This window comes from Rhizobium sp. P1_C7, from assembly GCF_056406295.1.
On sequence record NZ_JBFUAL010000007.1, the window covers coordinates 216630 to 239252 of the forward strand.

The following is a 22623-nucleotide window of genomic DNA, read 5'->3' on the forward strand; positions in this document are numbered from 1 at the left end:
AGGTGATCGGGAAAGGAAATGGGTCTGGAAGGACGGGGCAATTTAGGCCGGAATTGAGCAAGCGCAAGAGGCAGAGCTAAGCTTTCTCGCAGCCGCGAAAGCCTTGGAACGCAGGCGCCGAGCCCTTGACTCTGCGGGAAAGAATGTCAATTGGAGGCGAAATAACCAGGGTCCATATAAAAGGACAAAGAATGACCATCGCTTTCACCTTCCCGGGACAAGGCAGCCAGGCCGTCGGCATGGGCAAGGAACTCGCCGACAATTTCGTCGAAGCCCGTGCCGTTTTCGAAGAAGTCGACGACGCTCTGGGCGAGAAGCTTTCCACGACCATGTTCAACGGTCCCGAGGATACGCTGACCCTGACGGCCAACGCGCAGCCCGCCCTGATGGCGGTTTCCATGGCGGTCGTACGTGTGCTCGAAGCCAAAGGGGTGCATCTCCACGCAAAGGTCTCCTACGTCGCCGGTCATTCGCTCGGCGAATATTCCGCACTCTGTGCCGCCGGAACCTACTCGCTTGCCGACACCGCCAGGCTGCTGCGCATTCGTGGCAACGCCATGCAGGCTGCCGTGCCGGTCGGCGTCGGCGCCATGGCCGCGATCATCGGTCTTGACCATGCTGATGTGATCGCCGTCTGCGAGGATGCATCGGCCGTTGGCTCTTGCCAGATAGCGAACGACAATGGCGGCGGGCAGATCGTCATCTCCGGCGAGAAGGTTGCCGTTGAAAAGGCCGCTGCACTCGCAACGGAAAAGGGCGCCAAGAGGGCGATCCTCCTGCCGGTTTCCGCTCCCTTCCATTCCACGCTGATGGCCCCAGCTGCCGACGCCATGCGCGAAGCTCTCGCAGGTGTCGCAAAGTCGAACCCGGTCGTTCCGCTGATCGCCAATGTCCGAGCAGCACCGGTGACGGACGCCAACGAAATCGCCAAGCTGCTTGTCGAGCAGGTCACTGGCCAGGTCCGCTGGCGCGAAACCGTTGAGTGGTTCGGCGCCAATGGTGTCACAACCCTTTACGAGCTTGGCTCCGGCAAGGTTCTCACTGGCCTTGCGCGCCGCATCGACAAAACCGTCAACGGCATCGCGGTCAACACATCTGCCGATATCGATGTGGCCGTCGCCGCCCTCATGGCCTGATTGATTTAACGATTATAAGGAACGCTTCCATGCTCGATCTTTCCGGCCGCAAGGCTCTCGTTACCGGCGCATCCGGTGGCATTGGCGAAGAAATCGCCCGTATTCTCCATCGGCAGGGCGCCATCGTCGGTCTACATGGAACCCGCGTCGAAAAGCTCGAAGCGCTGGCCAACCAACTGGGCGAGCGCGTCATGATCTTGCCGGCGAACCTTGCCGATCGCGATGAGGTCAAGGCGCTGGGCGTCAAGGCCGAAGCCGAACTGCAAGGTGTCGACATTCTCGTCAACAACGCCGGCATCACCAAGGACGGCCTGTTCGTACGCATGAGCGACGAGGACTGGGATAACGTCATCGAGGTGAACCTGACGTCGATGTTCCGCCTAACCCGCGAGCTGACGCACCCGATGATGCGCCGCCGCTATGGCCGCATCATCAACATCACGTCCATCGTCGGCGTCACCGGCAATCCGGGGCAGGCCAACTATTGTGCCTCCAAGGCCGGAATGATCGGCTTCACCAAGTCGCTGGCGCAGGAAATCGCGACCCGCAACGTCACGGTGAACTGTGTAGCGCCGGGGTTCATCGAATCCGCAATGACCGGCAAGCTCAACGACAAGCAGAAGGACGCGATCATGGGTGCTATCCCGATGAAGCGGATGGGCACGGGTGCCGAAGTCGCATCTGCCGTTGCCTATCTGGCATCGTCGGAAGCCGCCTACATGACAGGCCAGACTTTGCACGTAAATGGCGGCATGGCCATGATCTGAAACGGGAAACTGCCCTCCGGGCGGATTTTCCCCGCAATAGCGTGTTGACCAACCCGACGGGGTTGATTTTCTGGCTTTGCGGCAGACTTAAACCGTGTTAAGCGGGCCATGACTGTGAACAGTCTCCCGAGAAAGCAGACGGACCGGCGGGCTTTTGTGCAAGCCTGGGACATCTCTGGAAGCCGGGTTCAACGAGTTTGCCGAAGGTGGCTTTAGGGCGCCGCAGGCTGAAACAGGGTAGGGATGTCACGAGACATTCTGATCAGGACATAAGGTCGAGGAAACCGACATGAGCGATATCGCAGAACGCGTAAAGAAAATTGTTATTGATCATCTTGGCGTCGATGCCGACAAGGTTGTCGAAGGCGCCAGCTTTATCGACGATCTGGGCGCCGACTCGCTCGACACCGTCGAACTGGTCATGGCGTTCGAAGAAGAATTCGGCGTTGAAATTCCAGACGACGCTGCTGACTCGATCCTGACGGTCGGCGATGCTGTGAAGTTCATCGAAAAGGCCCAGGCTTAATCCTGAGCAATTGAGAAAGGGCGGACCCAGAGTCCGCCCTTTTTATTTCCGGCATGGTTCTCCATAAAACACAAAAGGCGGGGGAAATGCAGTCGATGAGACGGGTCGTCATATCAGGTACCGGGATGGTATCGCCATTGGGATGCGGAACGGAAGTGACGTGGTCCCGGTTGCTTGCGGGTCAAAACGGCGCCCGCCTGGTCACTGAATTCGAAGTGGACGACCTTCCTGCCAAAATCGCTTGCCGCATTCCTGTTGGTGATGGCACAGACGGTACATTCAACGCCGATGACTGGATGGAGCCGAAGGAACAGCGCAAGGTTGATCCTTTCATCATCTACGGCATGGCCGCCGCCGACATGGCGCTGAATGACGCCAACTGGCATCCGAAAACCGATGAAGAGCAGATCTCGACGGGCGTGCTGATCGGCTCCGGCATCGGAGGCATCGAAGGCATCGTCGAGGCCGGCTATACCCTTCGCGACAAGGGTCCACGCCGCATCTCACCCTTTTTCATTCCCGGCCGCCTGATCAATCTCGTGTCCGGCCAGGTATCGATCCGCCACAAGCTGCGCGGGCCGAACCACTCCGTCGTCACGGCTTGCTCGACCGGCGCTCACGCGATCGGCGACGCCGCCCGTCTCATCGCGTTCGGCGATGCTGACGTCATGGTCGCCGGCGGCACCGAATCTCCCGTTAGCCGCATTTCGCTTGCCGGCTTTGCCGCCTGCAAGGCGCTTTCGACACAGCATAATGATGATCCGACCAGGGCTTCGCGTCCCTACGATAGGGACCGTGACGGCTTCGTAATGGGCGAGGGCGCCGGTATCGTCGTTCTTGAAGAGCTGGAGCATGCGAAGGCGCGGGGTGCCAAGATCTATGCCGAAGTGGTTGGCTACGGCCTCTCCGGCGACGCCTACCATATAACCGCACCATCGGAAGACGGCGAAGGCGCCGGACGCTGCATGGCGGCTGCGCTGAAGCGCGCGGGCCTGACGCCTGCCGACGTTGACTACATCAATGCCCACGGCACGTCCACCATGGCCGATACGATCGAGCTTGGAGCTGTCGAGCGTCTGGTCGGCAATGCCGCCTCGAAGATCTCGATGTCGTCTACGAAGTCCGCCACCGGCCATCTTCTCGGTGCTGCCGGTGCGATTGAAGCGATCTTCGCAACGCTTGCCATTCGGGACAACATCGCGCCGCCCACGCTCAACCTCGACAACCCCGAGCGCGAGACGGCGATAGATCTCGTTCCGCACAAAGCGCGGGAGCGGGAGATCAACGTGGCGCTGTCGAATTCGTTCGGATTCGGCGGTACCAATGCATCGCTGGTGCTTCGCCGCTACGTCGCTTGAGGTTAAGCTTGACGTTTCCTGACGGGCAGGGCAGCGCTAGACAGAGCTGCCCACCTGCATTTTGCCGCATTGCTTCGTAAGAAGCAGGACTTGAGGCCAAGTTTAGAGGATTGCCGGTGAGCGACACGAACCAGAGCAACGACACGATTGGCCAACAAAGCCAGCAGTCGCAGAGCGGACCGATCATTCCCAAATCGCCCAACGAGGCATTGCGTCCGGAACGCGTTCCGGAGCCGCCCAGGCGCTCCAAGAAGGCACGAAGCCAGGTTATCATCTTCCTGAACTTCCTGATGACGCTCGTCGTGCTCGGCTGCGCCGTCGCAGTCTTGGTCTTCTACTACGCCATTTCGGCCTATCAGGGCCCGGGTCCTTTGGAAGCGAACACGAATTTCATCGTGCGCAACGGGGCCGGTGTCACCGAGATCGCCTTCAACCTCGAGCGCAACAACATCATCTCCGACGGGCGTGTTTTCCGCTATCTGACGGCCACCCACCTCAATGACGGCGAAAGCCTAAAGGCGGGCGAGTACGAGATCAAGGCGCATGCCTCGATGAACGATATTATGGAGCTCCTCAAGTCAGGCAAATCGATCCTCTATTCGGTTTCCTTCCCTGAGGGGCTGAGTGTGCGCCAGATGTTCAACCGGATAAACGAGGATGGGGTGCTCGAAGGCGACCTGCCGGCAGTGCTTCCGAGCGAAGGGAGCCTGCGCCCGGATACGTACAAATTCTCGCGCGGTACGAAGCGCGGCGAGATCATCGAGCAGATGGCGGCCGCCCAGCAGAAGCTGGTCGATCAGGTCTGGGAGAAGCGCGATCCGTCGCTCCAGCTGAAGTCCAAGGACGAACTGGTTACACTTGCCTCGATCGTGGAAAAGGAGACAGGCGTTCCGGACGAGCGTGCGCATGTGGCGTCTGTTTTCCTCAACCGCCTGGGGAAGGGAATGCGGCTTCAGTCCGATCCGACGATCATATACGGGCTGTTCGGTGGTGACGGCAAGCCCGCTGACAGGCCGATCTACCAGTCCGACCTCAAGAAGGACACGCCCTACAATACCTATGTTATCAAAGGCCTGCCGCCGACGCCGATCGCCAACCCCGGACGTGACGCGCTGGAGGCTGTTGCCAATCCGTGGAAGACACAGGACCTCTATTTCGTGGCCGATGGTTCAGGCGGCCATGTATTCGCGGCCACGCTCGAAGAGCACAACGCCAACGTCAAGCGCTGGCGCGAGCTCGAAGCGGACAAGGGGGCTGACCCCAATATCGCTGTCGACGGACAGCCGGATGGAGCGGTACCGGTCGAGGCGCCTGCCGCTCCTGTACAGAAGAAAAAGAAAACCAACTGATTTCGGAGGTCGCATGGCTTTGCAGTCCATGACTGGTTTTGCGCGGCGTGAAGGGACGACCGGCCGCTGGCGTTGGGCATGGGAACTGCGCTCTGTCAACGGCAAGGGGCTGGATGTCCGTATTCGGTTGCCGCAAGGCCTCGAGCGGTTGGAAAACGACGTTCGGCGGCTCGTTGGCGAACAGTTCAGCCGCGGCAACATGCAGGCGTCGCTCTCCGTGTCGGCGGCAGAGAATCGTTTCGAGACGGTTCTCAATCAGGAAGCGCTTGCCGCGGTTCTCGCTTTGCGCGACCAGCTCGGCGGCATCATCGATCCGACGCCGCTGCAGCTGGACACGCTGCTGTCTATCCGCGGGATCATCGAATTTCGCGAGACCGAAGACAGCGAGGACGCACTCGCCGCTCGTGACGCTGATGTTGCCGATGGGCTAGTGGTCGCTCTCTCCGACCTGCGATCTATGCGCGAACACGAAGGTTCCGCGCTCGCGCGCGTCCTGAACGACCACGTTTCGACAATCGAAGGGTTGACCGGGACTATCGAAGGAGACCCGTCACGCTCGCCCCGCGAGATCGCGGCCCGGCTCTCCGCCCAGGTGTCCATGCTGATGGACGGCGCTGGAAAGTTCGATCGGGACAGGCTGCACGCCGAGGCCGCGCTGCTCGCGACGAAGGCCGATCTTCGCGAGGAGATCGATCGCCTGAAGGCGCATGTCGTGGCAGCACGTGAACTGCTTGCCAAGGGCGGCCCCGTCGGTCGAAAGCTCGATTTCCTTGCACAGGAATTTAACCGCGAATCGAATACCATCTGTTCGAAGTCGAATGCCTCGGCGGTAACCGCCGCTGGAATCGAGCTGAAAGTCGTCATCGACCAGTTCCGCGAACAGATTCAGAACCTGGAGTAGACCATGAAGCCGGCGAAAACCGTGTCAGTCCCGATCGCACGCCGCGGTCTGATGCTCGTCATCTCCTCACCGTCGGGCGCCGGAAAGTCGACGATCGCCCGCTCGCTGCTCGAGACTGACAAACAGATCGGACTGTCCGTCAGCGTCACGACGCGCCAGCGCCGCCCAAGCGAGATCGAGGGGATCCACTATCTCTTCAAGTCGGTGCGGGAATTCGAGCGCTTGCGCGATTCCGACGCACTTCTGGAATGGGCCGAGGTACATGGCAACTTCTACGGCACCCCGCGGGAGCCCGTCGAGCAGGCGATGGCCGAGGGCCGTGACATGCTGTTCGATATCGACTGGCAGGGCGCACAGCAGCTGCAGGAAAAGATGTCGGCGGATGTCGTCTCCATTTTCGTGCTGCCGCCGACCATGACCGAGCTGCAGTCCCGCCTGCATCGCCGTGCCGAAGATTCCGAAGAGGTGATCGCGACCCGACTTGCAAACTCCCGTTCCGAGATCGGACACTGGCGGGAATATGACTACGTCATCGTCAACGACGACCTAAATACCGCCTTCGAAGCGGTGCAGTCGATCGTCCGTGCAGAGCGGCTGCGTCGTGACCGGCGCTACGGCATGTTCGATTTCGTCAGCAAACTGCTTGAAGAAACGCCGGTTCTCTGAGGCGTGATGAAGCCTGGGCATCCCTGGGGTTCATATCTGCTTTGTGTCTTCCGAGTGACGTCGGCCGAGGAGGGCGGCATCGTTCGTCCAGGAAGCCGCTCCTATAGGCTGTTTGCCAACTGGCAGAATTCAGCCACCGATAGCGTTTCCGCGCGCCGCTGTGGGTCGATGCCAGCCTTCTGAAGCAATGTCTCGCCGCCGACCGGCTTCAGGCTCTGTCTGAGCATCTTGCGGCGCTGACCGAAGGCTGCGTGTGTGACCTTTTCCAGATTGGCGACGGAGCAGGGGATCGGGTGTTCGTTCGGCGTCAGGTGAACCACCGTGGAGGTCACCTTCGGCGGCGGCGTGAAGGCCTGCGGCGAGATGTCGAACGCCAGGCTTGCACTCGTGCGCCAGCCACAGAGGACACCAAGGCGCCCATAGTGGTCGTCCTCTTCCGTCGCGACGATACGCTGGCCGACTTCCTTCTGGAACATCAGGGTCAACGACTGCCAGAAAGGCGGCCACTGCTTCGGCAACAGCCAATTAACGAGCAACTGCGTGCCGACGTTGTAGGGGAGGTTGGCGATGATCTTCACCGGCCCTTCCAGCGCGAGAGTCTCGAAGTCGGTTCTCAGCGCATCGCCCTCGATGACATCGAGACGACCGGGATAGTGAGACGCAATTTCGGCCAGCGCCGGCAGGCATCGCGAATCGCGCTCGATGGCGACGACCTTTTTTGCGCCCAGCGCCAGGATTGCCCGCGTCAAACCGCCTGGCCCGGGGCCGACTTCGAAGACGGTCACGCCTTCAAGCGGACCGGCGGTCCTTGCAACCTTTTGGGTGAGATTGAGATCCAGCAGGAAATTCTGGCCAAGCGCCTTGCGCGCGTCGAGGCCGTGACGCTGTATGACGTCGCGAAGGGGCGGAAGCCCGTCCAATGCGGCCATTAGCGGTGGCCCTCCGCAACGCGGCCAAGGTTTGCGGCAAGCTTGAGGGCAGCAACCAGGCTGCTTTCCCGAGCCAGTCCCTTGCCGGCGATGCCGAACGCGGTGCCATGATCCGGGGAAGTGCGCACGAAAGGAAGACCGAGGGTGACGTTGACGGCATCGTCGAAGCCGAGTGCCTTAGCGGGGATCAGTGCCTGGTCATGATACATGCAGATTGCGACGTCGTAGCGGGCACGCGCTTCATCATGGAACATCGTGTCGGCCGGCAGCGGTCCTATTGCGTCAATGCCCTCTGATCGCAAGAGCTGGACGGCTGGACGGATGATTGTCTCGTCCTCCTTGCCGATGGTTCCGTCTTCGCCGGCATGCGGATTGAGCCCCGCCACGGCAAGCCGCGGCTGTGCAATCCCGAACCGGTAGAGGAGATCGGCGTGGGCGATGCGGCAGGTTTCGATGATGAGGTCTGCTGTGAGTTTGTGTGGCACATCCTTGATCGGGATATGGATGGTCACCGGAATTGCACGAAGCTTCGGTCCCGCCAGCATCATCACAGGGGTAACCGCCTTCCCGGTCGACCGTGTCGCCAGTTCTGCCAGAAACTCTGTATGGCCGGGAAAGCGGAAGCCGCTTTCGTATAGAACGGATTTGGCGATCGGGTTCGTCACGACGCCGAGCGCCTCCCCGTCCAGCGTCAGGGAGACCGCCGTTTCGATGGCCGCAATCGTTCCTTTTGCCGTGGCCACGTGAGCCGTACCCGCGGCAACCTCGATTCCGGCTGGGATGGGTATGACCGGCAGTGCGTCAGCAAAGATGGCGCTTGCTTCCGCGCAGCTCGTCTCACGGATTGCAACCGTCAGATCCAGGAGCCTCGCCCTTGTCGCAAGTACGCCGGAATCGCCGATGAATACGAACGGAGGCAGGCCAAGCTCACGCCGCCGCAGCCAGGCCATCAAAGTAACGTCAGGTCCGATCCCGGCGGGATCACCCTGGCTAAGCGCAAGCGGGCGCGAGAAGGAAGTTGCCATCGTCTCAGGGGCGCAGAACCTGCGCTTTTTTGCGCAGTTCATCGATATACTTCTTGGAGTTTGCGTTTTCGGGAGGAGCGCCCTTGCCTCCCTTCGCACTGGCCAGGTCTTCCTGACGGAAAACCATCTCCGCTGCCTGGTCGTCTGATACCTGGCGCTGGCTGCAAATCGCGAGATACTCAACGCCCCGGTCGGTGACGCGCGTAGCCGTGGTGTTGCCTTTGGCTTGCTCGATAAGGGGCTTCCATTCAGCGGGGAGTTCGGGTGCCAGGATACGGCCAAGCTCGCGAACGGACACATCGCGCATCGTCGCGGCGAAAACCTTGGCTTGCTCGCATCCCGGATATTTCGAGCGGGACGCTTCGGCCTCGCTCTTGCGCTTGCCGACAATCCCCTTCTTGCTTGCGGGGACGACGAAGATCATCTGCTGAAGAATGTACTCAGTCGTTTCGGGCTTCTGCTTGTTGTTCTGCATCATGCGGGCAACGAGGTCGGCATTAGACATCTTGTTGCTTGCGCCAAAGCGCGCATTGACAAGCCGTGGCCAGCTCATCTGGACTGCGATGAATGCCTTGAAGTGCTCCACGCCGACGCCGGACTGATTGAGAATCTGTGTCATCTGCGCTGTGGTCAGCTTGTTGCCGGACGAAAAGCGCGCAAACGACGCGTCGACGTCCTCCTTGGAGACCGACATACGGACGCGAGAAATCTCCTGCAGTTTGAGCGCCTGTTCAATGAGCTGGTCCTCGGCAGATTTCGCATCGGCGTTCTGATGCTGCAGTCGCAGGAAAGCCTGACGCTTGGCAACGTCTCCGCTGGTGATCGCCGTGCCGTTGACGACGACCCTGACTTCGCTCGCGGCGAAAGCAGTTCCTGCCTGCGGCATGGCCAAAGCCGTCAGCATCGCAAAAGCCACGCTGGCAATCATCGTTTTTGCGGTTCTCTTTGCGCCAATCATCTATCGACCCTTCCCATAGACGCCGCGCTTTCGCATCGCGGCGTGCCTAACTTATCAAGACAAGACGGACATTGCTGCTTTCCGCCGAGATTCAGCGCATGCCCAGATGTCAACCGGCGACAATGTCCTGCACAGTGTTACGGCGAAAGAAAGGCTCTCCTTCTCTCGCCGCACTGTAAATCCCGTTAATTGTAGATGTTTGAGTTGGCACCGCTCAGGTCGCCGACATTGATGTCGCCGAGCGTACGGAACGTCAACTTGGCGCCGATGTTCCAATCGCTGGCGGTCTCGTCACTCGTGTCCCGCTTGTCGGAATAGGCGATCGTGAAGATCGTGCACTCGTCCTCGTAAGTCAGCCCGATGGTCTGCCTGGTTACCATGTTCTCGTTCAGATCGTACGCGACGCCGCCGAAAATTGACCAGTAGTCCTTGAACTTGACCGTTGCCTTTGCCTGGACTTCGTCGTTATCCGTATCGAAGCCGTAGGCTGGCTGTGCGGAGACGTGCGTATACAGAAGCTGGCTCTGGAATGCGTCTGTCTGGAAGCCTGCAGTGAGGTCGCCGCGGCGCAATTCAAAGCTCTTCTCGTCTAGACGATACGACGCTGCAAAGGCAAAGCCCTGGGGTGTCTCGACGCCGCCGAGGCCAACGTAGTCAGATGTTGTTGTTTCGAGACCCGAGTCGGCGCCCACGTTCACGAGATCGTCCGTGTCGAACGAATTTTGTCCGGCCAGTTGATAAGACTGGCCGAAAATGCCGTGCAGTTTGTAACCGTTGTCGAAAGTACCGGTATACTGGATACCTACGTTGGCGCGTGTACCGCCCTCGATGCGGTCGTAACCGGAAAACTTGTCGCGCTCGAACAAGCTGGTCGCGTCGAAGACGAAGCTCTGCGCATCTTCGTTCGGAAGTCGCCCGGCAAGCTGTTCATCGGGTCTGGCGTAAACCTGCATGATCGGTTCGAACAGATGCGTGCTGTTCGCTGTCGTGGCAAGGATCGGATAACGCATCTCAAGACCAGCCGTCAGCATGGTGCGGGTTGCCGAATTGCCCGTGTCGAAATTGCCGTCATAGGCAAAGGCACCAGACGTCGGCGGTGGCGTCATGTTGAGCGCCAGCGCATCACCACGGGCGGCCAGCAACGGAGTGATGAGCACTCCCTCGGGCGTCATGAATGTACGCTTCCAGGCAAGTTCTCCGGTGAGGCGAGACGTTTGCCCCTCCAGACCGGGAAAGCGATTGTAGCCGGCGCTCTGGTAGAAATCTTCTTGCGACCGCGATAGATTCGTTAAATTCACGTCCGCGGAGAGCTCGCCGCCTGCAAGGGGCTGCGGGGCGACGTAGTGATAGTCCATCACCGGATAGACGATAGGCTGCTGCTTTTCCGCGGTGTTGGTCGGATCTGCGTTCTGCACATCGAAATAGAAGGATCGCAGGTCGAAGTAGTTCCGTTTTCCAAGGCCGGTCAGATAGGCCTGATTAGTTTGCGTCGAACTGTTGAGACCCTTGAGGTTGTAGGTGTAAGCGAAATTGTTGTCGCTCTGCACCATGACGTCCCAACCGAACGTCCAGCGCGGATTGATCTGGAAATTCCCCTTTGACGAAACGACACCGCGGAAATCCTCCTGCGCGTCGCTTGTGCCGGGACTAAACGTCTCCGGGCTCATCTGGTTGATGCCCGCCGCTCGCAACACGTGCGTCCCGTTTTCGAAACGCTGCCGGAATTCGGCGTCAACCAGGAAGCCCTGTGTAGTATAGCCGGTGCCTGTGACGGTCGCGTCCATGCTGGGCGAAATGACGTAGTAGTAGGGAACGGAAAGCCCGAAGCCCAGGTTTTGTGCTGTGACGAAGCTCGGAAACAGGAAGCCGGATTTCCGCTTTACCGTGTTGTCGGGAACTTCCAGCCACGGAACATAGGCTATCGGGTGGCCGAGAAGTTCCAAACGCGCTGTCTCCAGCCGAATCGTATGCTTCTCACCATTCTGAATGACGCGTTCGGCCTTAACCTGCCAGAAAGGCGGTTTCTGCGGATTTTCCGCGCAAGGCAGACACGCGGTATAGACGCCCTTGTTCAGGATCATCTCCGTGCCGCCAACACGTTCTCCGCTTTCGGCGACAAGCCGCGTGTTGTCCGCCGTCTCTATTCGCAGCGAATTGATAAAGCCGTTCGCGAAGTCGTCCGTTACATCCAGCTTGTCGGCGTACATCCGATTTCCGTCGGGGCTGATGAGCTCGACGTTCCCGAGCGCCATAAGCCGGCCGGTCTTCTGGTTGTACTCGACGCGCTGCGAGACCATTTTGTAACCGGCGTAGTTGATCTGTACGCCGCCGATAGCAGAAACGATTTCTGCATCTTTGTTATAGACGAGCTCGTTTGCCGAAAGAAGCATCTTTGCTTCCGCCGGGACATTGGGCTTCATGCCTTGTAAAGCATCCTGTGCGAGTGCAGCGGGAATGCCGCCTGCACAGCTCCACAGGGCTACGCCTGCGAACAGGGCAACCAATTGCTCGCCAAAACTCTTGCGGTTGCCTGCCGCCACTAGCCATCCTCCTGATGAAGCAAAATTGTTGCACCCAAAGCCAAGGCGACGGTGACCGGAATCCACGTCGCCACGAAAGGCGGGACAACCCCACTGCTTCCGAATGCTTTTACAAGCACGGTGATCACATAAAGCACGAAGCCCGACAGGATTCCACCCAGAATCACTGACCTCGATTGGTTGAACCGGCTAAATTTTAGGGACACTGTTGCAGCAATGAGAGTCATTGCGACCAACAGCAGTGGTTGCGACAATAATGAGTGAAATTGGGTCTCAAGAGTCTTGGTCGGAATCCCGAAGGATTTTGCGGCCTGAATGCGGCCCGAGAGGTTGAAAAACGCAATAGTTTCAGGGGCAGTAAGCCTCTGCTGGACGAAATCCTGTTTCAAATTGGTGCGGACTCGTACCTCATCTCTGCGTGCGGCGATCTCACCGGGTCGACGCTCGACGACGCTCTTAAGAAGCCAGTAACCATCCTCCAATTTTGCCGAGGCGGCGTCCTGTCTCAGAATGATATGCCCTGTCGAATCAAAGTGTATCAGGACGGCATCGACAAGCAGCGTACCGTCCTCCAAGATGCTGTGGGCGCCAATGACAACGTCGTCCTCGCCGCTGATTTGCCGGATCCAAGGGACCTGCGGTACGGTATTGGAAGACCCGTTATCCCCGCGCCATTCGCTCTCCACGAGTGCGGCCTGCCGCTGCCCCCATGCAGCGATTGGATTGAGCACCGTCATAACCCCAACGCCGAGCAGGAACGCGCCCGCTACGAATGGTGACATGAACTGCCAGACCGAAATTCCGGCTGCGCGCGTGACGACAAGCTCATATTTCCGATTGAGGCCGATCAGGACCGTCATCCCGACGAAAAGTGCGATGAACGGCACGGTCTGCTGCAGAATGAGCGGCAGGCGCACGGCCGTCATCAGCAGACCGCCGGTCACGGTATAGCCGGGCAAATTCGCCATGCGACTTGCAGTCTCGCTGAAATCGACCAGATAGACGATTCCAGTAACACCGAGAAAGAACCAGATCGTGGTCGCCAGGTAGCGGCGGAAGAAGTAGCGCCCGAGCGTGCCGAAAATCATGCGCCGCCTCCTATCGACGGCCCCGCAGAACGATGGCGTCGCTGCTGGTATTTGCGCCAGAGGATAGCAATTCGGTCGATCAGCATGCCAAACAGCGATAGCCGCTTGTGAAGTGCGAGCGACAGGATGGCGATCAGGCTGACGGCAATTGGTATAGCGTAGAGAACACCGATGAACATCGGCTCCCTGTCGATCTGGTTGGCCGCATAGAATGTCGCCCAGCGCATCGTAAATGCCAGCACCAGGGCCGAGACCATCGGATGAAGGCGCGCTTCGCGATGCGATCGCGCGTCACCGGCGATCGCGAGCGACATCAAGGCGAATACCATTGGCAGAAGCCAGTCGGTCAAGCGACGATGCAATTCGGCGCGATAGCTGCCCGGCCGGGCGATATAGTCCTTGTCGGTCAGATCGGGGTTCAGAAGGAACGGCAATTCGCGGTCGGACGCGCGAAGTGTTGCCTGGCCACGGTTCTGGGTCAGGTCGGAAAGGTCGAAGGAGTAGGAATCGAATCGAATAACCGAAACGTCGCCGGTAGGCGTTTTGCGGTGCACTTCCCCATCGTGCATGATGAGCGACGTGCCCTTGGCATCGACGGCGCCTTCGCGCGCATAGTAGATAAGTTCGAACGCGGGGTCGCGCTCATCCACGACGAAAAGGCCCTTCAGGACGCGCCCCGCGAGCCTTTCCGATATCTGAACGTAGAGGCCGGTATCGATCCGCCGGAAATTTTTCTCTTCGATAACCGTGGACAGCAGATCGGCATAGGCGGCCGCGATCATCTGGCGTGCGCCAGTCTTCGCTTTCGGCTCGACAACGTTGTCCACCAGGAAGGAGAAGACGCTGATAACCGCCGCGAGAACGAGAATCGGGCGGAGGATGATGCTACGCCTGGCCCCGGCAGCGTCGATGACCGCAAGCTCCGAATCGTTGTTCATCGTCGTAAGCGTCTGCGTTACGCCGATAACCAGCGCAAACGGCAGGACCACCGGAATGATGGACGGCAGGATCAGCGTCGCGAGCTTCGCAAACGAGCCAATCGACTGGCCGCTGTCGGTGACCAGATTGATACGCTGCAGCACCTGCGTCGTCCATATAATCGCCAGTACAGGCAATAGGGCGACGAGAAACATCTGGCCGACGCGCCGCAATATGTATGTTTCAAGCAGTTTCATGCACGCCCTTGAACGCTCTTTGCGAACTCTCGCCGCTGCGCAGCGAAAACCATCTACGCTCTTTGCTTTGCTTTTGCGACAAGCCGTCGTCAAAAAAACCAGTCAAATTTCAGTTTTTTTCGCGCTGTGGCGAATCGGCTAGTGCGCGTAATCCTACGAAAACAACAAGTGACGAAAGCCAGCCAAGGACGACGTCCGAGAGATAGTGAGCGCCAAACGCAACACGCAGTGCAGGCGCGAGCAGCGAAATGGTCGCAAGGGGAGGCAAGCGCGGAGCGCAAAGGCTGGGGCGCGAGGGGACGAGGCAGAACAGCCGGCGATGGCCGGGGTCGGCCCCAATAACCCTTGAGGATCAAATTCACCAGAACAGTGGGGCCGGGGACGAGCGAGCCGAGCGCGACTTTCAGCGCGCGTGCGCGTATCGCATCGAAGTAGCGCCATGGTGATTGCAGCAACGATGGGCGATCCACGTCCTGTCAATGCGAGCCGGGGTGAATCACAGCATGTTAACGCGATTTCCGCGTTGGTGACGGTCAGAACGCCCCAACGCGGACTTGTTTTCGAGGGTGAAAACCGAAATGATCAGGGCAGAGGGCGCGCAAGAAACCCACTGGAGAAGACATGTCTGTCAAGTTCGATATATCGTTTGTAAAATCTGCCGAGATTGCCGGCGGCTGCGTAATTCTGCTGAAGGCGAAGGACGCGGATCTTTCTGCCGGTGCGCAGGCCGCAGATCCGTCCGGCGTTGTGGCTAAGGCCGCCAAGATTGCCGGATTTACCGCCAAGCTTGCGTCCGCTCTCGATATCGTTGCGCCTGAAGGCTCGTCAGCCGAGCGCATCTTCGTCGTTGGTCTCGGCAACGCCCAGGAATTGACATCGCATGACTGGCTGAAAGCGGGCGGAGCGGCTGCTTCCAAGATCAAGAATACGATCCAGGTGACGATATTTCTGGACGCGCCCGGTGCCAAGGTCGGCGCCCGTGAGGTCGCGGACTTTGCGCTCGGCATGCTGCTGCGTGCCTACAGCTTCGATACCTATAAAACGAAGAAGGCAGATGACGACGGCAACGGCAAGGGCGGGAATGGCGCCGTCAAGGTGACAGTCGTCACTGCCAACGCAAGCGAGGCCGCGAAGACCTTCAAGATCTCGAAGGCCGTGGCTGATGGCGTCAATCTGGCCCGTGACCTCGTCAACGAGCCTCCGAATGTCCTTGGTCCAGTAGAGTTTGCCTCAAAAGCCAAGCAGCTCGAGGCGCTCGGCGTCGACGTGGACATCCTTACCGAAACGGACATGCAGAAACTCGGCATGGGCGCCCTGCTCGGCGTAGCCCAGGGCTCCGTGCGTCCGCCGCGACTTGCCATCATGCAGTGGAAAGGTGGCAAGAGCGGCGAGAACCCGGTCGCCTTCGTCGGCAAGGGGGTGGTTTTCGATACGGGAGGCATCTCCATCAAACCGGCAGCGGGCATGGAAGAGATGAAGGGTGACATGGGCGGCGCTGCGACAGTCACCGGGCTCATGCATGTGCTCGCCGCGCGCAAGGCTGCCGTCAACGCCGTCGGAATCATCGGCCTTGTGGAAAACATGCCTGATGGCAACGCCCAGCGTCCCGGCGACATTGTCACTTCGATGTCGGGCCAGACGATCGAAGTCATCAATACCGACGCCGAGGGGCGCCTCGTTCTCTGCGACGCCCTTTGGTATTGCAACGATCGCTTCAAGCCGAAGTTCATGATCGACCTGGCAACACTGACGGGTGCGATTCTGGTGGCGCTCGGCAATGTTCATGCCGGCCTGTTCTCGAATGACGACCGGCTCTCCGAGCAGTTGACCGCGGCGGGGCTTGAGACCCGCGAGAAGCTCTGGAGGATGCCGCTCGGCAAGGAATACGACAAAATGATCGACAGCAAGTTCGCCGACATGAAGAACACCGGCGGACGGCACGCCGGCTCGATCACCGCGGCGCACTTTCTTAAGCGGTTCGTGCAGGAAACGCCCTGGGCACATCTCGATATCGCCGGGACCGCGATGGGTTCGCCGCTCGACGAGATCAACCAATCGTGGGGATCCGGCTTCGGCGTGCGTCTGCTCGACGAGCTCGTCCGCGCTAACTACGAATCATGACGGAAGTCCTGTTCTATCATCTGACTGAATCCAAACTGGAGGACGCGCTTCCGCCGCTGCTTGACAAAAGCGTCGAGCGCGGCTGGCGCGTCTGCGTACAGATGAAGGATGCCGCGCGCCGCGAACTGATGGATCAGCATTTGTGGACATTTCGCGAGGACAGCTTCCTGCCGCACGGCACCGACGAGAGCGACCTCGCCGCAAGCCAGCCGGTTCTCCTGACCATCACGGAAGAGAATGCCAACGCTGCAACGGTGCGTTTCATCGTCGATAGCGCCGAGCCACCGCCTGTCGACGCCTATGAGCGCGTCGTCTTCATGTTCGACGGCTATGACCAGGAACAACTGGAAGGCGCGCGGGCGCAGTGGAAGAGGCTGAGAGACGAGGGGCACTCCCTCACATACTGGCAGCAGACGCCCGAGGGGCGATGGGAGAAGAAGGCTTGAGCTGGTGCTGATCTAGGTCGGACCACAATCCATGACGACCTTGTCGATAAAGTCCCGCTTTGCTTTCGTGTATTCAGCGCGGCTTTCGGCATGCTCACCGGCCAAACTGACCTTCAGCTGCTCGTAGGCCTGGGCAAGTCTGGCATCGCTGCGCAAAGCATCGCGAAACGCGATCATGCTGTTCCAATTGTGGCCGCGATGCTCCACGACATGAACAAGATGGGTTCGGGTCTCGCCGTTGGTACCGCGGCCGAAAATGTGGTCGTCCGGAACAATGTCGCTGCCGGCGTAGTCGTAGCCGATGCTTTTCATGGCTCCGATGCAGGCCAAGCCGTCCGCAAGGTGTTTCACACCGACCAATATGTCGATGATCGGTTTTGCCTTGATGCCGGGAATAGCCGTGCTGCCGACGTGTTGCATATCGATTGCCATATCTCCCAGAGCCTGCCGGATTGCTTCCGCTTCCCCTTCGTAGGCTTGGTGCCACAGGGCATTGGGTTCGGCCAGCAAAACCGTCAGGTTCTTCAGCCCAGTCCGAAAGACGCATCATCCCGCATACCAAACCTCGCGATAATCCGTGAGCGCTTCACAGTATCACGAGGTTCGGCATTGCGATATCAATCGTAAAACGCATCGACGAACTTGCGCCTGCCGAGCATGAAGGCATCGGCAACGTGGCGCAGCGGGGCAAGATCGACATCGGATTTGCCTGCTTTGACGATCTCGGCGAAGCGGCTGTAGAGGGCCGGGTATTCCGCCTCGGGTGCCGAGAATGCCAGTTCGCCGTTGATCGAAAGCTTCGAACCACCTTCGGCAAGAACCATCTGCCCGGCAGCCGTTTCGGCCACTATGTCCCAGCTCTGCTTGCCTGTCTGGCGCCAGTCGAATTCGGCGTGGACAGGCACATTGTCGGCATTGCTGAAATGCAGGTCGGCAGCGATCGGAGCGTCGCGGTTCTCGGGGAATTCCAACGTCGCGCTGGTCAGGAAGATCGCCTTGGGCAGGATATGCGTGACGATGGAGAGTGCGTTGATGCCCGGATCGAAAATGCCGAGGCCGCCGGCCTGCCAGATCCAGTCCTGATTCGGATGCCAGTGACGGACGTCTTCTTTCCAGATCACATGAACGCTTTGAATGGTCGTGGAGGCGAGGAATGACTTGGCGGCTTCGACGGCGGCGGCATAGCGCGAATGCCAGCTCGCAAAAAGCGAAACGCCTTTGCTCGCGGCGAGGTGTTCAAGGTCGGCGACCTCGCTCAACGTCGCGCCGGGAGGCTTTTCGAGGAAGACGTGCTTGCCTGCCGAGAGCGCTTTGTGAGCAGCCTCGTAGCGATACTGCGGTGGCATGCAGAGAGAGACGGCATCTATCGCGGGCACCGCGTTCAGCATCGCGTCGATGGTGGTAAAGCCCTGGATCCCTTCGACGGTGCCATGACGGCTTGCCGTTGCGATCAGCTTGAAATTCGGGTTCTTGGCGACGGAGGGAAGGTGCTGGTCGCGGACAATTTTGCCCACGCCGACGATGGCGAGATTGATGGGTGACATGCTCGTGGCTCGCGTTCGGTGTTTCGCTCAAAAGTATGATTTATTTTTCATTGTTTTATCAGAAAGAAGCCGACGGGCAAGCGCCGGCCTGTCGATTACAACGATGCCATTTCAGCCTGTGCCTCAGGCTTCCTGAATTTCAGCGTCACCACCTTGTAGCCCTCGGCTTCGAGCTTGGTAAGAAGCGTGGGCAGCATGGTAGCTGTCCGATTGTGGATGTCGTGCATTAGGATGATACCGCGGCCGCGTTGGTGCAGCAGGTCCATCGTTCGCCTGGTGACGTTGGCGGATGTGACGCTGAAATAGTCCTTGGAATCGATGTCCACGTCCATCACGACCATGTCGCGCATTGCGACGGCGGCCCTCAGCTTGCGGCTATCAGCCAGATAGGGAAACCGGAAGAAGTTGACCTCCATGCCCGTCGCCTTCGTCACTGCCGCTTCGCCGCGCGTTACCTCTGCCATTGCCAGGTCGAACGTCAGCGATGCCAGATTGTCATGCTTGTAGGTATGGCTTCCGATCGCATTTCCGTCCATGGCGACCTTGCGGGCGAGCGCCGGATGTAGCTCGGCCATTTCGCCGACCATCATGAAGGCGCCCTTGACGCCGAACTCGTCGAGCGTCGCAATCACGCGGTCCGTGCGCCCGGGGATCGGGCCATCGTCGAAGCTCAGGATGACCTCCTTGTCCTGCAGGCGCAGCTCGTGCAGCGAAGAAATCGTCAGCGTGCGCCCGACCAGGCGGTGCTTGCCGCTGTCGGGTGAGGTCGGCAGATCGGCAACATCGGCCGGCGCCTGCTTGCCTTCGGGGGAGACGATTGAAGAGGTTTTTATGGTCCTATCGGGAGCGGGGTGTTTTGCGGTTTGGCAACCGGCAAGAGCGGCACATAGAATGAGACCGGAGCTAATAGCGAAGCGATGCATGAAAGTTGGCTCAACAAATCAGTAACGAATGTTGAGCCAACCTTTAGGATTATGGTTAACGATCAGTTTCGATGGCTGCAGATCGCGTTGACGAAAGCGAAATTTCGGCACGTTCGAAACAGGCGTGTGGCTATCCTGCCATTGCCTCTTCGTATTGGGACGAGAGTTCCAGCCACTGCTCCTCGGCGGCAGCAAGCTTTGTTGCTGCCTCACCACGCTGCTTTGCCTTGTCAGCTGCCTTGGCCGGTGCCTTCTCGTAGAGCACAGGATCTGCAAGCTCTGCATCAAGTGCTTGAATCACTTTCTCCAGCTTGCCGGTCAAGGATTCGATTTCGTTGATCTTTTTCTTGAGCGGAGCAAGCGATGCGCGCTTCTCGGCGTTCAGCTTCCGCTGATCGGCTTTCGAGGCGGCGTCTTCATTCAGCTGCGGCTTTTCTTCTTTTTTTTTACCGGATGCGACGACGATGTCACGATACTCGTCCATGTCGCCGTCAAAGGCCGTCACCGTGCCGTTGTTGACCAGCCAGAGCCGGTCGACCGTTGCTTCGATCAGATGCCGGTCGTGTGAAATCAGGATGACGGCGCCTTCATAGTCGTTAAGCGCCTCGATCAGCGCACGACGGCTGTCGATGTCTAGGTGGTTCGTCGGCTCGTCGAGGATCAGCAGATTCGGTGCATGGAAGGCCGCAAGCCCCATCAGCAGGCGTGCCTTCTCGCCACCGGAAAGATCCTTGGCAGCCGTCGCCATCTTCTCGGTCGCCAGACCCATTTGCGCGACGCGGGCGCGCACCTTCGCTTCCGGTGCCTCGGGCATCAGCCGGCGCACATGCTCGACGGCCGATTGGGCCGGGATGAGATCGTCGAGCTGATGCTGTGCGAAGAAACCGATTTTCAGGCTCGGTGCGAGCTTGACCTCGCCGACTTCAGATTTGAGGCGGCCGGAGATGAACTTCGCGAATGTCGATTTGCCGTTGCCGTTCGAGCCCAGCAGCGCAATGCGGTCGTCATTGTCGATGCGCAGGTTGAGATTGCGCAGGATCGGATTTCCGGGCTCATAGCCGACAGCGCCGCCGCTGATGGCAACGATCGGCGAGGCAGGTTGCTTCTCCGGTTCGGGGAAGGTGATCGGCTGCACATGGTCCTCGATCACTGCTGCGACCGTGCCCATGCGCTCTAGCGCCTTGACGCGGCTCTGTGCCTGGCGCGCCTTGGAGGCCTTGGCCTTGAAGCGGTCGATGAAGCCTTGCAGATGCTTGCGCGCCGCATCGTTCTTCGCCTTGGCCTTGGTCTGCAACTCGTCTGCCTCGGCCTTCTGACGTTCGAACTGGTCGTAGCCGCCGCGATAGAAGGTTAGTTTCTTCTGGTCCAGGTGAACGATCGAGTTCACCGCGTTGTTGAGGAGATCGCGGTCGTGGCTGATGATGATGACGGTATGCGGGTAGCGACGAATATAGTCTTCGAGCCACAGCGTGCCTTCAAGGTCGAGATAGTTCGTCGGCTCGTCCAGGAGCAGCAGGTCGGGTTCGGAGAACAGGACTGCGGCAAGTGCCACGCGCATCCGCCATCCGCCGGAAAAGGCCGAGGCCGGACGCGACTGCGCCTCTTGGTCGAAGCCGAGACCAGCAAGGATGGCCGCCGCGCGGGCTTCGGCGGAGTGTGCGTCGATGTCGACGAGCCGCATCTGGATATCGGCGATGCGGTGCGGATCGGTTGCAGTTTCCGCTTCCGCAACCAGGGCGGCGCGCTCTTTGTCGGCAGCAAGTACGATTTCGATCAACGCGTCTTCCGTTCCGGGGGCCTCCTGAGCGACCTGACCGATCCGCGTGTTCTTCGGGATCGACACGACGCCGGTTTCCGAACCCAGATCGCCGGCAATGACCCGAAACAGCGTGGACTTGCCGGCGCCATTGCGACCCACCAGGCCGGCCTTGGTGCCGGATGGAAGCGAAACACTGGCATGGTCGAGAAGCAGCCGGCCGGCAATGCGTGCGGAAATATCGGTAATCGTGATCATAGGCTGCGTTTTGGCGGAAACCTGCGATCAGCGCAAGGGGCCTGTCGTTCAGCGTCCGAAGGCCTGGACGGGTTGGCGGCGGTTCGACTGGGCTGCATGCAGCGCAATACGGGCGTTCGCCACCAATTGCGATGCCGTCACCGCGTCCGCGCTCAGCGCTACCCCCAGCGAGATCGTCAGCCGTGAAGCGACCACGGTTTCGGTGGCCGCAAAGACAATATTCTCTTCGACGGAGATACGCAGTCGCTCCGCGATCGCCATTGCCTCCTGCATGCCGACATTGGCGAACAGGAAGGTGAATTCGTCCCCATCCGTGCGCGAAACGAAATCGTTCTTCTTGATCGATTTTCGAAAGAGGTCGGCGAGCTTCTTGAGCAGCCTGCTGCCTGCTTGGGTGCCGTAGCGGCCGTTGAGTGCTTTGAAATCGTCGATGTCGACCATGATGAGCGCGCTGCCAGAGGCGCCGTCCTCGCGCTCGTAGAGACCGAGCATCGTTTTGTTGAGAGCGACGCGATTCGGAAGCCCGGTAAGCCTGTCGGTCAAGGATGCGGATTGTGCGGCGGCAACCCCGCGTTCAAGCGCCTCCAGCTTCTCGATGTCGCCGCGCAGCTTCGCGGTAAGGTTCGTCTCACCGGCCAATACGTCGGTCAGTGACGTCGACAGGTAGTCCATTTCGCTCATGAAGGATGCGAGGCTTTGCTGTGGGTTGCCGGTGATCGATTGCAATACTGTTTCCGCCGAGCGCACAAAATTCTGTTTCTGGCGAAGGCTTTCCGAGAGGTGCGCCGCCATGTCCTGCAGCATTCTCCCCATCTCAGCTTGAGAAGACTCGCCGACGAGGCCACAATGACTCACGAGGCGGTATCTCAAGCCGATCTCGTCGAGAGCAGGTTGTTTCGGCGCCGGTCCAAGCGCTGCGATGTCTTGTGCAAGAGCGGCGTTCTGGCCAATGATTGCATCATGAAGCAGCTCGTAGTTGCGCGGCATGCCGGCAATGCCAAGTCGTGCCATATGCTGGCTGATCCGCTGGATGTCGGTTGCCGACACGGCCGCCGGGCGCAGGGCTCCGCGTTGCACCCGTGTACTCGATGCTGCACTTCGCATGACGGCTCCCTCGCTTGCTGGCTCTGTCCGGCCGGGCGTCTCATCCGCTATGC

20 protein-coding genes and 1 pseudogene are annotated in these 22623 nt (G+C 59.6%); 9 read left to right on the top strand and 12 right to left on the bottom strand.

Annotated features, from left to right (window positions below; all coding sequences use genetic code 11):
* Positions 1-191 precede the first annotated feature (191 nt).
* The 7 genes from fabD to gmk all read left to right on the top strand — a co-directional run bounded on the left by fabD (position 192) and on the right by gmk (position 6703).
* Positions 192-1136 (top strand): ACP S-malonyltransferase, encoded by a 945-nt coding sequence (gene fabD / locus AC1D2R_RS13540; RefSeq protein ID WP_477967784.1) that lies wholly within the window; start codon positions 192-194, stop codon positions 1134-1136.
* 29 nt (positions 1137-1165) lie between these two features.
* Positions 1166-1903 (top strand): 3-oxoacyl-[acyl-carrier-protein] reductase, encoded by a 738-nt coding sequence (fabG, locus tag AC1D2R_RS13545; RefSeq protein WP_477967785.1) that lies wholly within the window; start codon positions 1166-1168, stop codon positions 1901-1903.
* A 289-nt stretch (positions 1904-2192) separates the two neighbouring features.
* Entirely contained in the window at positions 2193-2429 is a 237-nt protein-coding gene (locus tag AC1D2R_RS13550) for an acyl carrier protein (protein ID WP_003502080.1), read from the top strand.
* 95 nt (positions 2430-2524) lie between these two features.
* The gene (fabF, locus tag AC1D2R_RS13555; protein ID WP_477967890.1) at positions 2525-3787 is read left to right on the top strand and encodes a beta-ketoacyl-ACP synthase II; all 1263 of its coding nucleotides are present in this window, start codon (positions 2525-2527) and stop codon (positions 3785-3787) included.
* Between the two features lie 116 nt (positions 3788-3903).
* Positions 3904-5136, top strand: a complete 1233-nt coding sequence (mltG, locus tag AC1D2R_RS13560) for an endolytic transglycosylase MltG (RefSeq protein ID WP_477967786.1) — start codon at positions 3904-3906, stop codon at positions 5134-5136.
* 13 nt (positions 5137-5149) lie between these two features.
* Positions 5150-6037, top strand: coding sequence for a YicC/YloC family endoribonuclease (locus tag AC1D2R_RS13565; protein ID WP_477967787.1), 888 nt, complete (start codon positions 5150-5152; stop codon positions 6035-6037).
* A gap of 3 nt (positions 6038-6040) precedes the next feature.
* Positions 6041-6703 carry a guanylate kinase gene (gmk, locus tag AC1D2R_RS13570; RefSeq protein ID WP_477967788.1) on the top strand — a complete coding sequence of 221 codons (663 nt, stop codon included), beginning with the start codon at positions 6041-6043 and terminating at the stop codon, positions 6701-6703.
* 101 nt (positions 6704-6804) lie between these two features.
* Here the strand turns inward: gmk and rsmA are convergent, their stop codons facing one another.
* The 7 genes and pseudogenes from rsmA to AC1D2R_RS13605 all read right to left on the bottom strand — a co-directional run.
* Complete coding sequence (rsmA, locus tag AC1D2R_RS13575) at positions 6805-7632, bottom strand: 16S rRNA (adenine(1518)-N(6)/adenine(1519)-N(6))-dimethyltransferase RsmA (protein ID WP_477967789.1); 828 nt, start codon at positions 7630-7632, stop codon at positions 6805-6807.
* Positions 7632-8657: a 4-hydroxythreonine-4-phosphate dehydrogenase PdxA gene (pdxA, locus tag AC1D2R_RS13580; protein WP_477967790.1), complete on the bottom strand. Its 1026-nt coding sequence runs from the start codon at positions 8655-8657 to the stop codon at positions 7632-7634. The genes rsmA and pdxA overlap by 1 nt, the downstream gene beginning before the upstream one ends.
* A 4-nt stretch (positions 8658-8661) precedes the next feature.
* Complete coding sequence (locus AC1D2R_RS13585; protein ID WP_477967791.1) at positions 8662-9615, bottom strand: SurA N-terminal domain-containing protein; 954 nt, start codon at positions 9613-9615, stop codon at positions 8662-8664.
* A 185-nt stretch (positions 9616-9800) separates the two neighbouring features.
* Positions 9801-12155 carry an LPS-assembly protein LptD gene (locus AC1D2R_RS13590; RefSeq protein ID WP_477967792.1) on the bottom strand — a complete coding sequence of 785 codons (2355 nt, stop codon included), beginning with the start codon at positions 12153-12155 and terminating at the stop codon, positions 9801-9803.
* Positions 12155-13243 (bottom strand): LPS export ABC transporter permease LptG, encoded by a 1089-nt coding sequence (lptG, locus tag AC1D2R_RS13595; RefSeq protein ID WP_477967793.1) that lies wholly within the window; start codon positions 13241-13243, stop codon positions 12155-12157. The genes AC1D2R_RS13590 and lptG overlap by 1 nt, the downstream gene beginning before the upstream one ends.
* Positions 13240-14418 carry an LptF/LptG family permease gene (locus tag AC1D2R_RS13600; protein WP_477967794.1) on the bottom strand — a complete coding sequence of 393 codons (1179 nt, stop codon included), beginning with the start codon at positions 14416-14418 and terminating at the stop codon, positions 13240-13242. Before AC1D2R_RS13600 ends, lptG begins: the two co-directional genes overlap by 4 nt.
* Before the next feature lie 109 nt (positions 14419-14527).
* Positions 14528-14887, bottom strand: a pseudogene (locus AC1D2R_RS13605) (phosphatase PAP2 family protein); the annotation flags it as partial.
* 152 nt (positions 14888-15039) lie between these two features.
* Here AC1D2R_RS13605 and AC1D2R_RS13610 point away from each other — a divergent pair.
* Positions 15040-16539 (top strand): leucyl aminopeptidase, encoded by a 1500-nt coding sequence (locus AC1D2R_RS13610; RefSeq protein ID WP_477967795.1) that lies wholly within the window; start codon positions 15040-15042, stop codon positions 16537-16539.
* On the top strand, positions 16536-16985 hold the full coding sequence (locus AC1D2R_RS13615; RefSeq protein ID WP_477967796.1) for a DNA polymerase III subunit chi: 450 nt from the start codon (positions 16536-16538) through the stop codon (positions 16983-16985). The genes AC1D2R_RS13610 and AC1D2R_RS13615 overlap by 4 nt, the downstream gene beginning before the upstream one ends.
* Positions 16986-16997: 12 nt before the next feature.
* On the opposite strand, the gene AC1D2R_RS13620 is transcribed toward AC1D2R_RS13615, so the two are convergent.
* The 5 genes from AC1D2R_RS13620 to AC1D2R_RS13640 form a co-directional block, all read right to left on the bottom strand.
* Positions 16998-17495 (bottom strand): GrpB family protein, encoded by a 498-nt coding sequence (locus tag AC1D2R_RS13620; RefSeq protein ID WP_477967797.1) that lies wholly within the window; start codon positions 17493-17495, stop codon positions 16998-17000.
* Between the two features lie 107 nt (positions 17496-17602).
* On the bottom strand, positions 17603-18529 hold the full coding sequence (locus AC1D2R_RS13625; RefSeq protein WP_477967798.1) for a Gfo/Idh/MocA family protein: 927 nt from the start codon (positions 18527-18529) through the stop codon (positions 17603-17605).
* A gap of 95 nt (positions 18530-18624) precedes the next feature.
* Positions 18625-19452: a polysaccharide deacetylase family protein gene (locus AC1D2R_RS13630; RefSeq protein ID WP_477967799.1), complete on the bottom strand. Its 828-nt coding sequence runs from the start codon at positions 19450-19452 to the stop codon at positions 18625-18627.
* Positions 19453-19582: 130 nt separating this feature from the next.
* Positions 19583-21466, bottom strand: coding sequence for an ABC-F family ATP-binding cassette domain-containing protein (locus AC1D2R_RS13635; RefSeq protein WP_477967800.1), 1884 nt, complete (start codon positions 21464-21466; stop codon positions 19583-19585).
* Between the two features lie 48 nt (positions 21467-21514).
* A complete protein-coding gene (locus tag AC1D2R_RS13640; RefSeq protein WP_477967801.1) occupies positions 21515-22570 on the bottom strand; it encodes a GGDEF domain-containing protein in 1056 nt (351 codons plus the stop codon).
* Positions 22571-22623 lie beyond the last annotated feature (53 nt).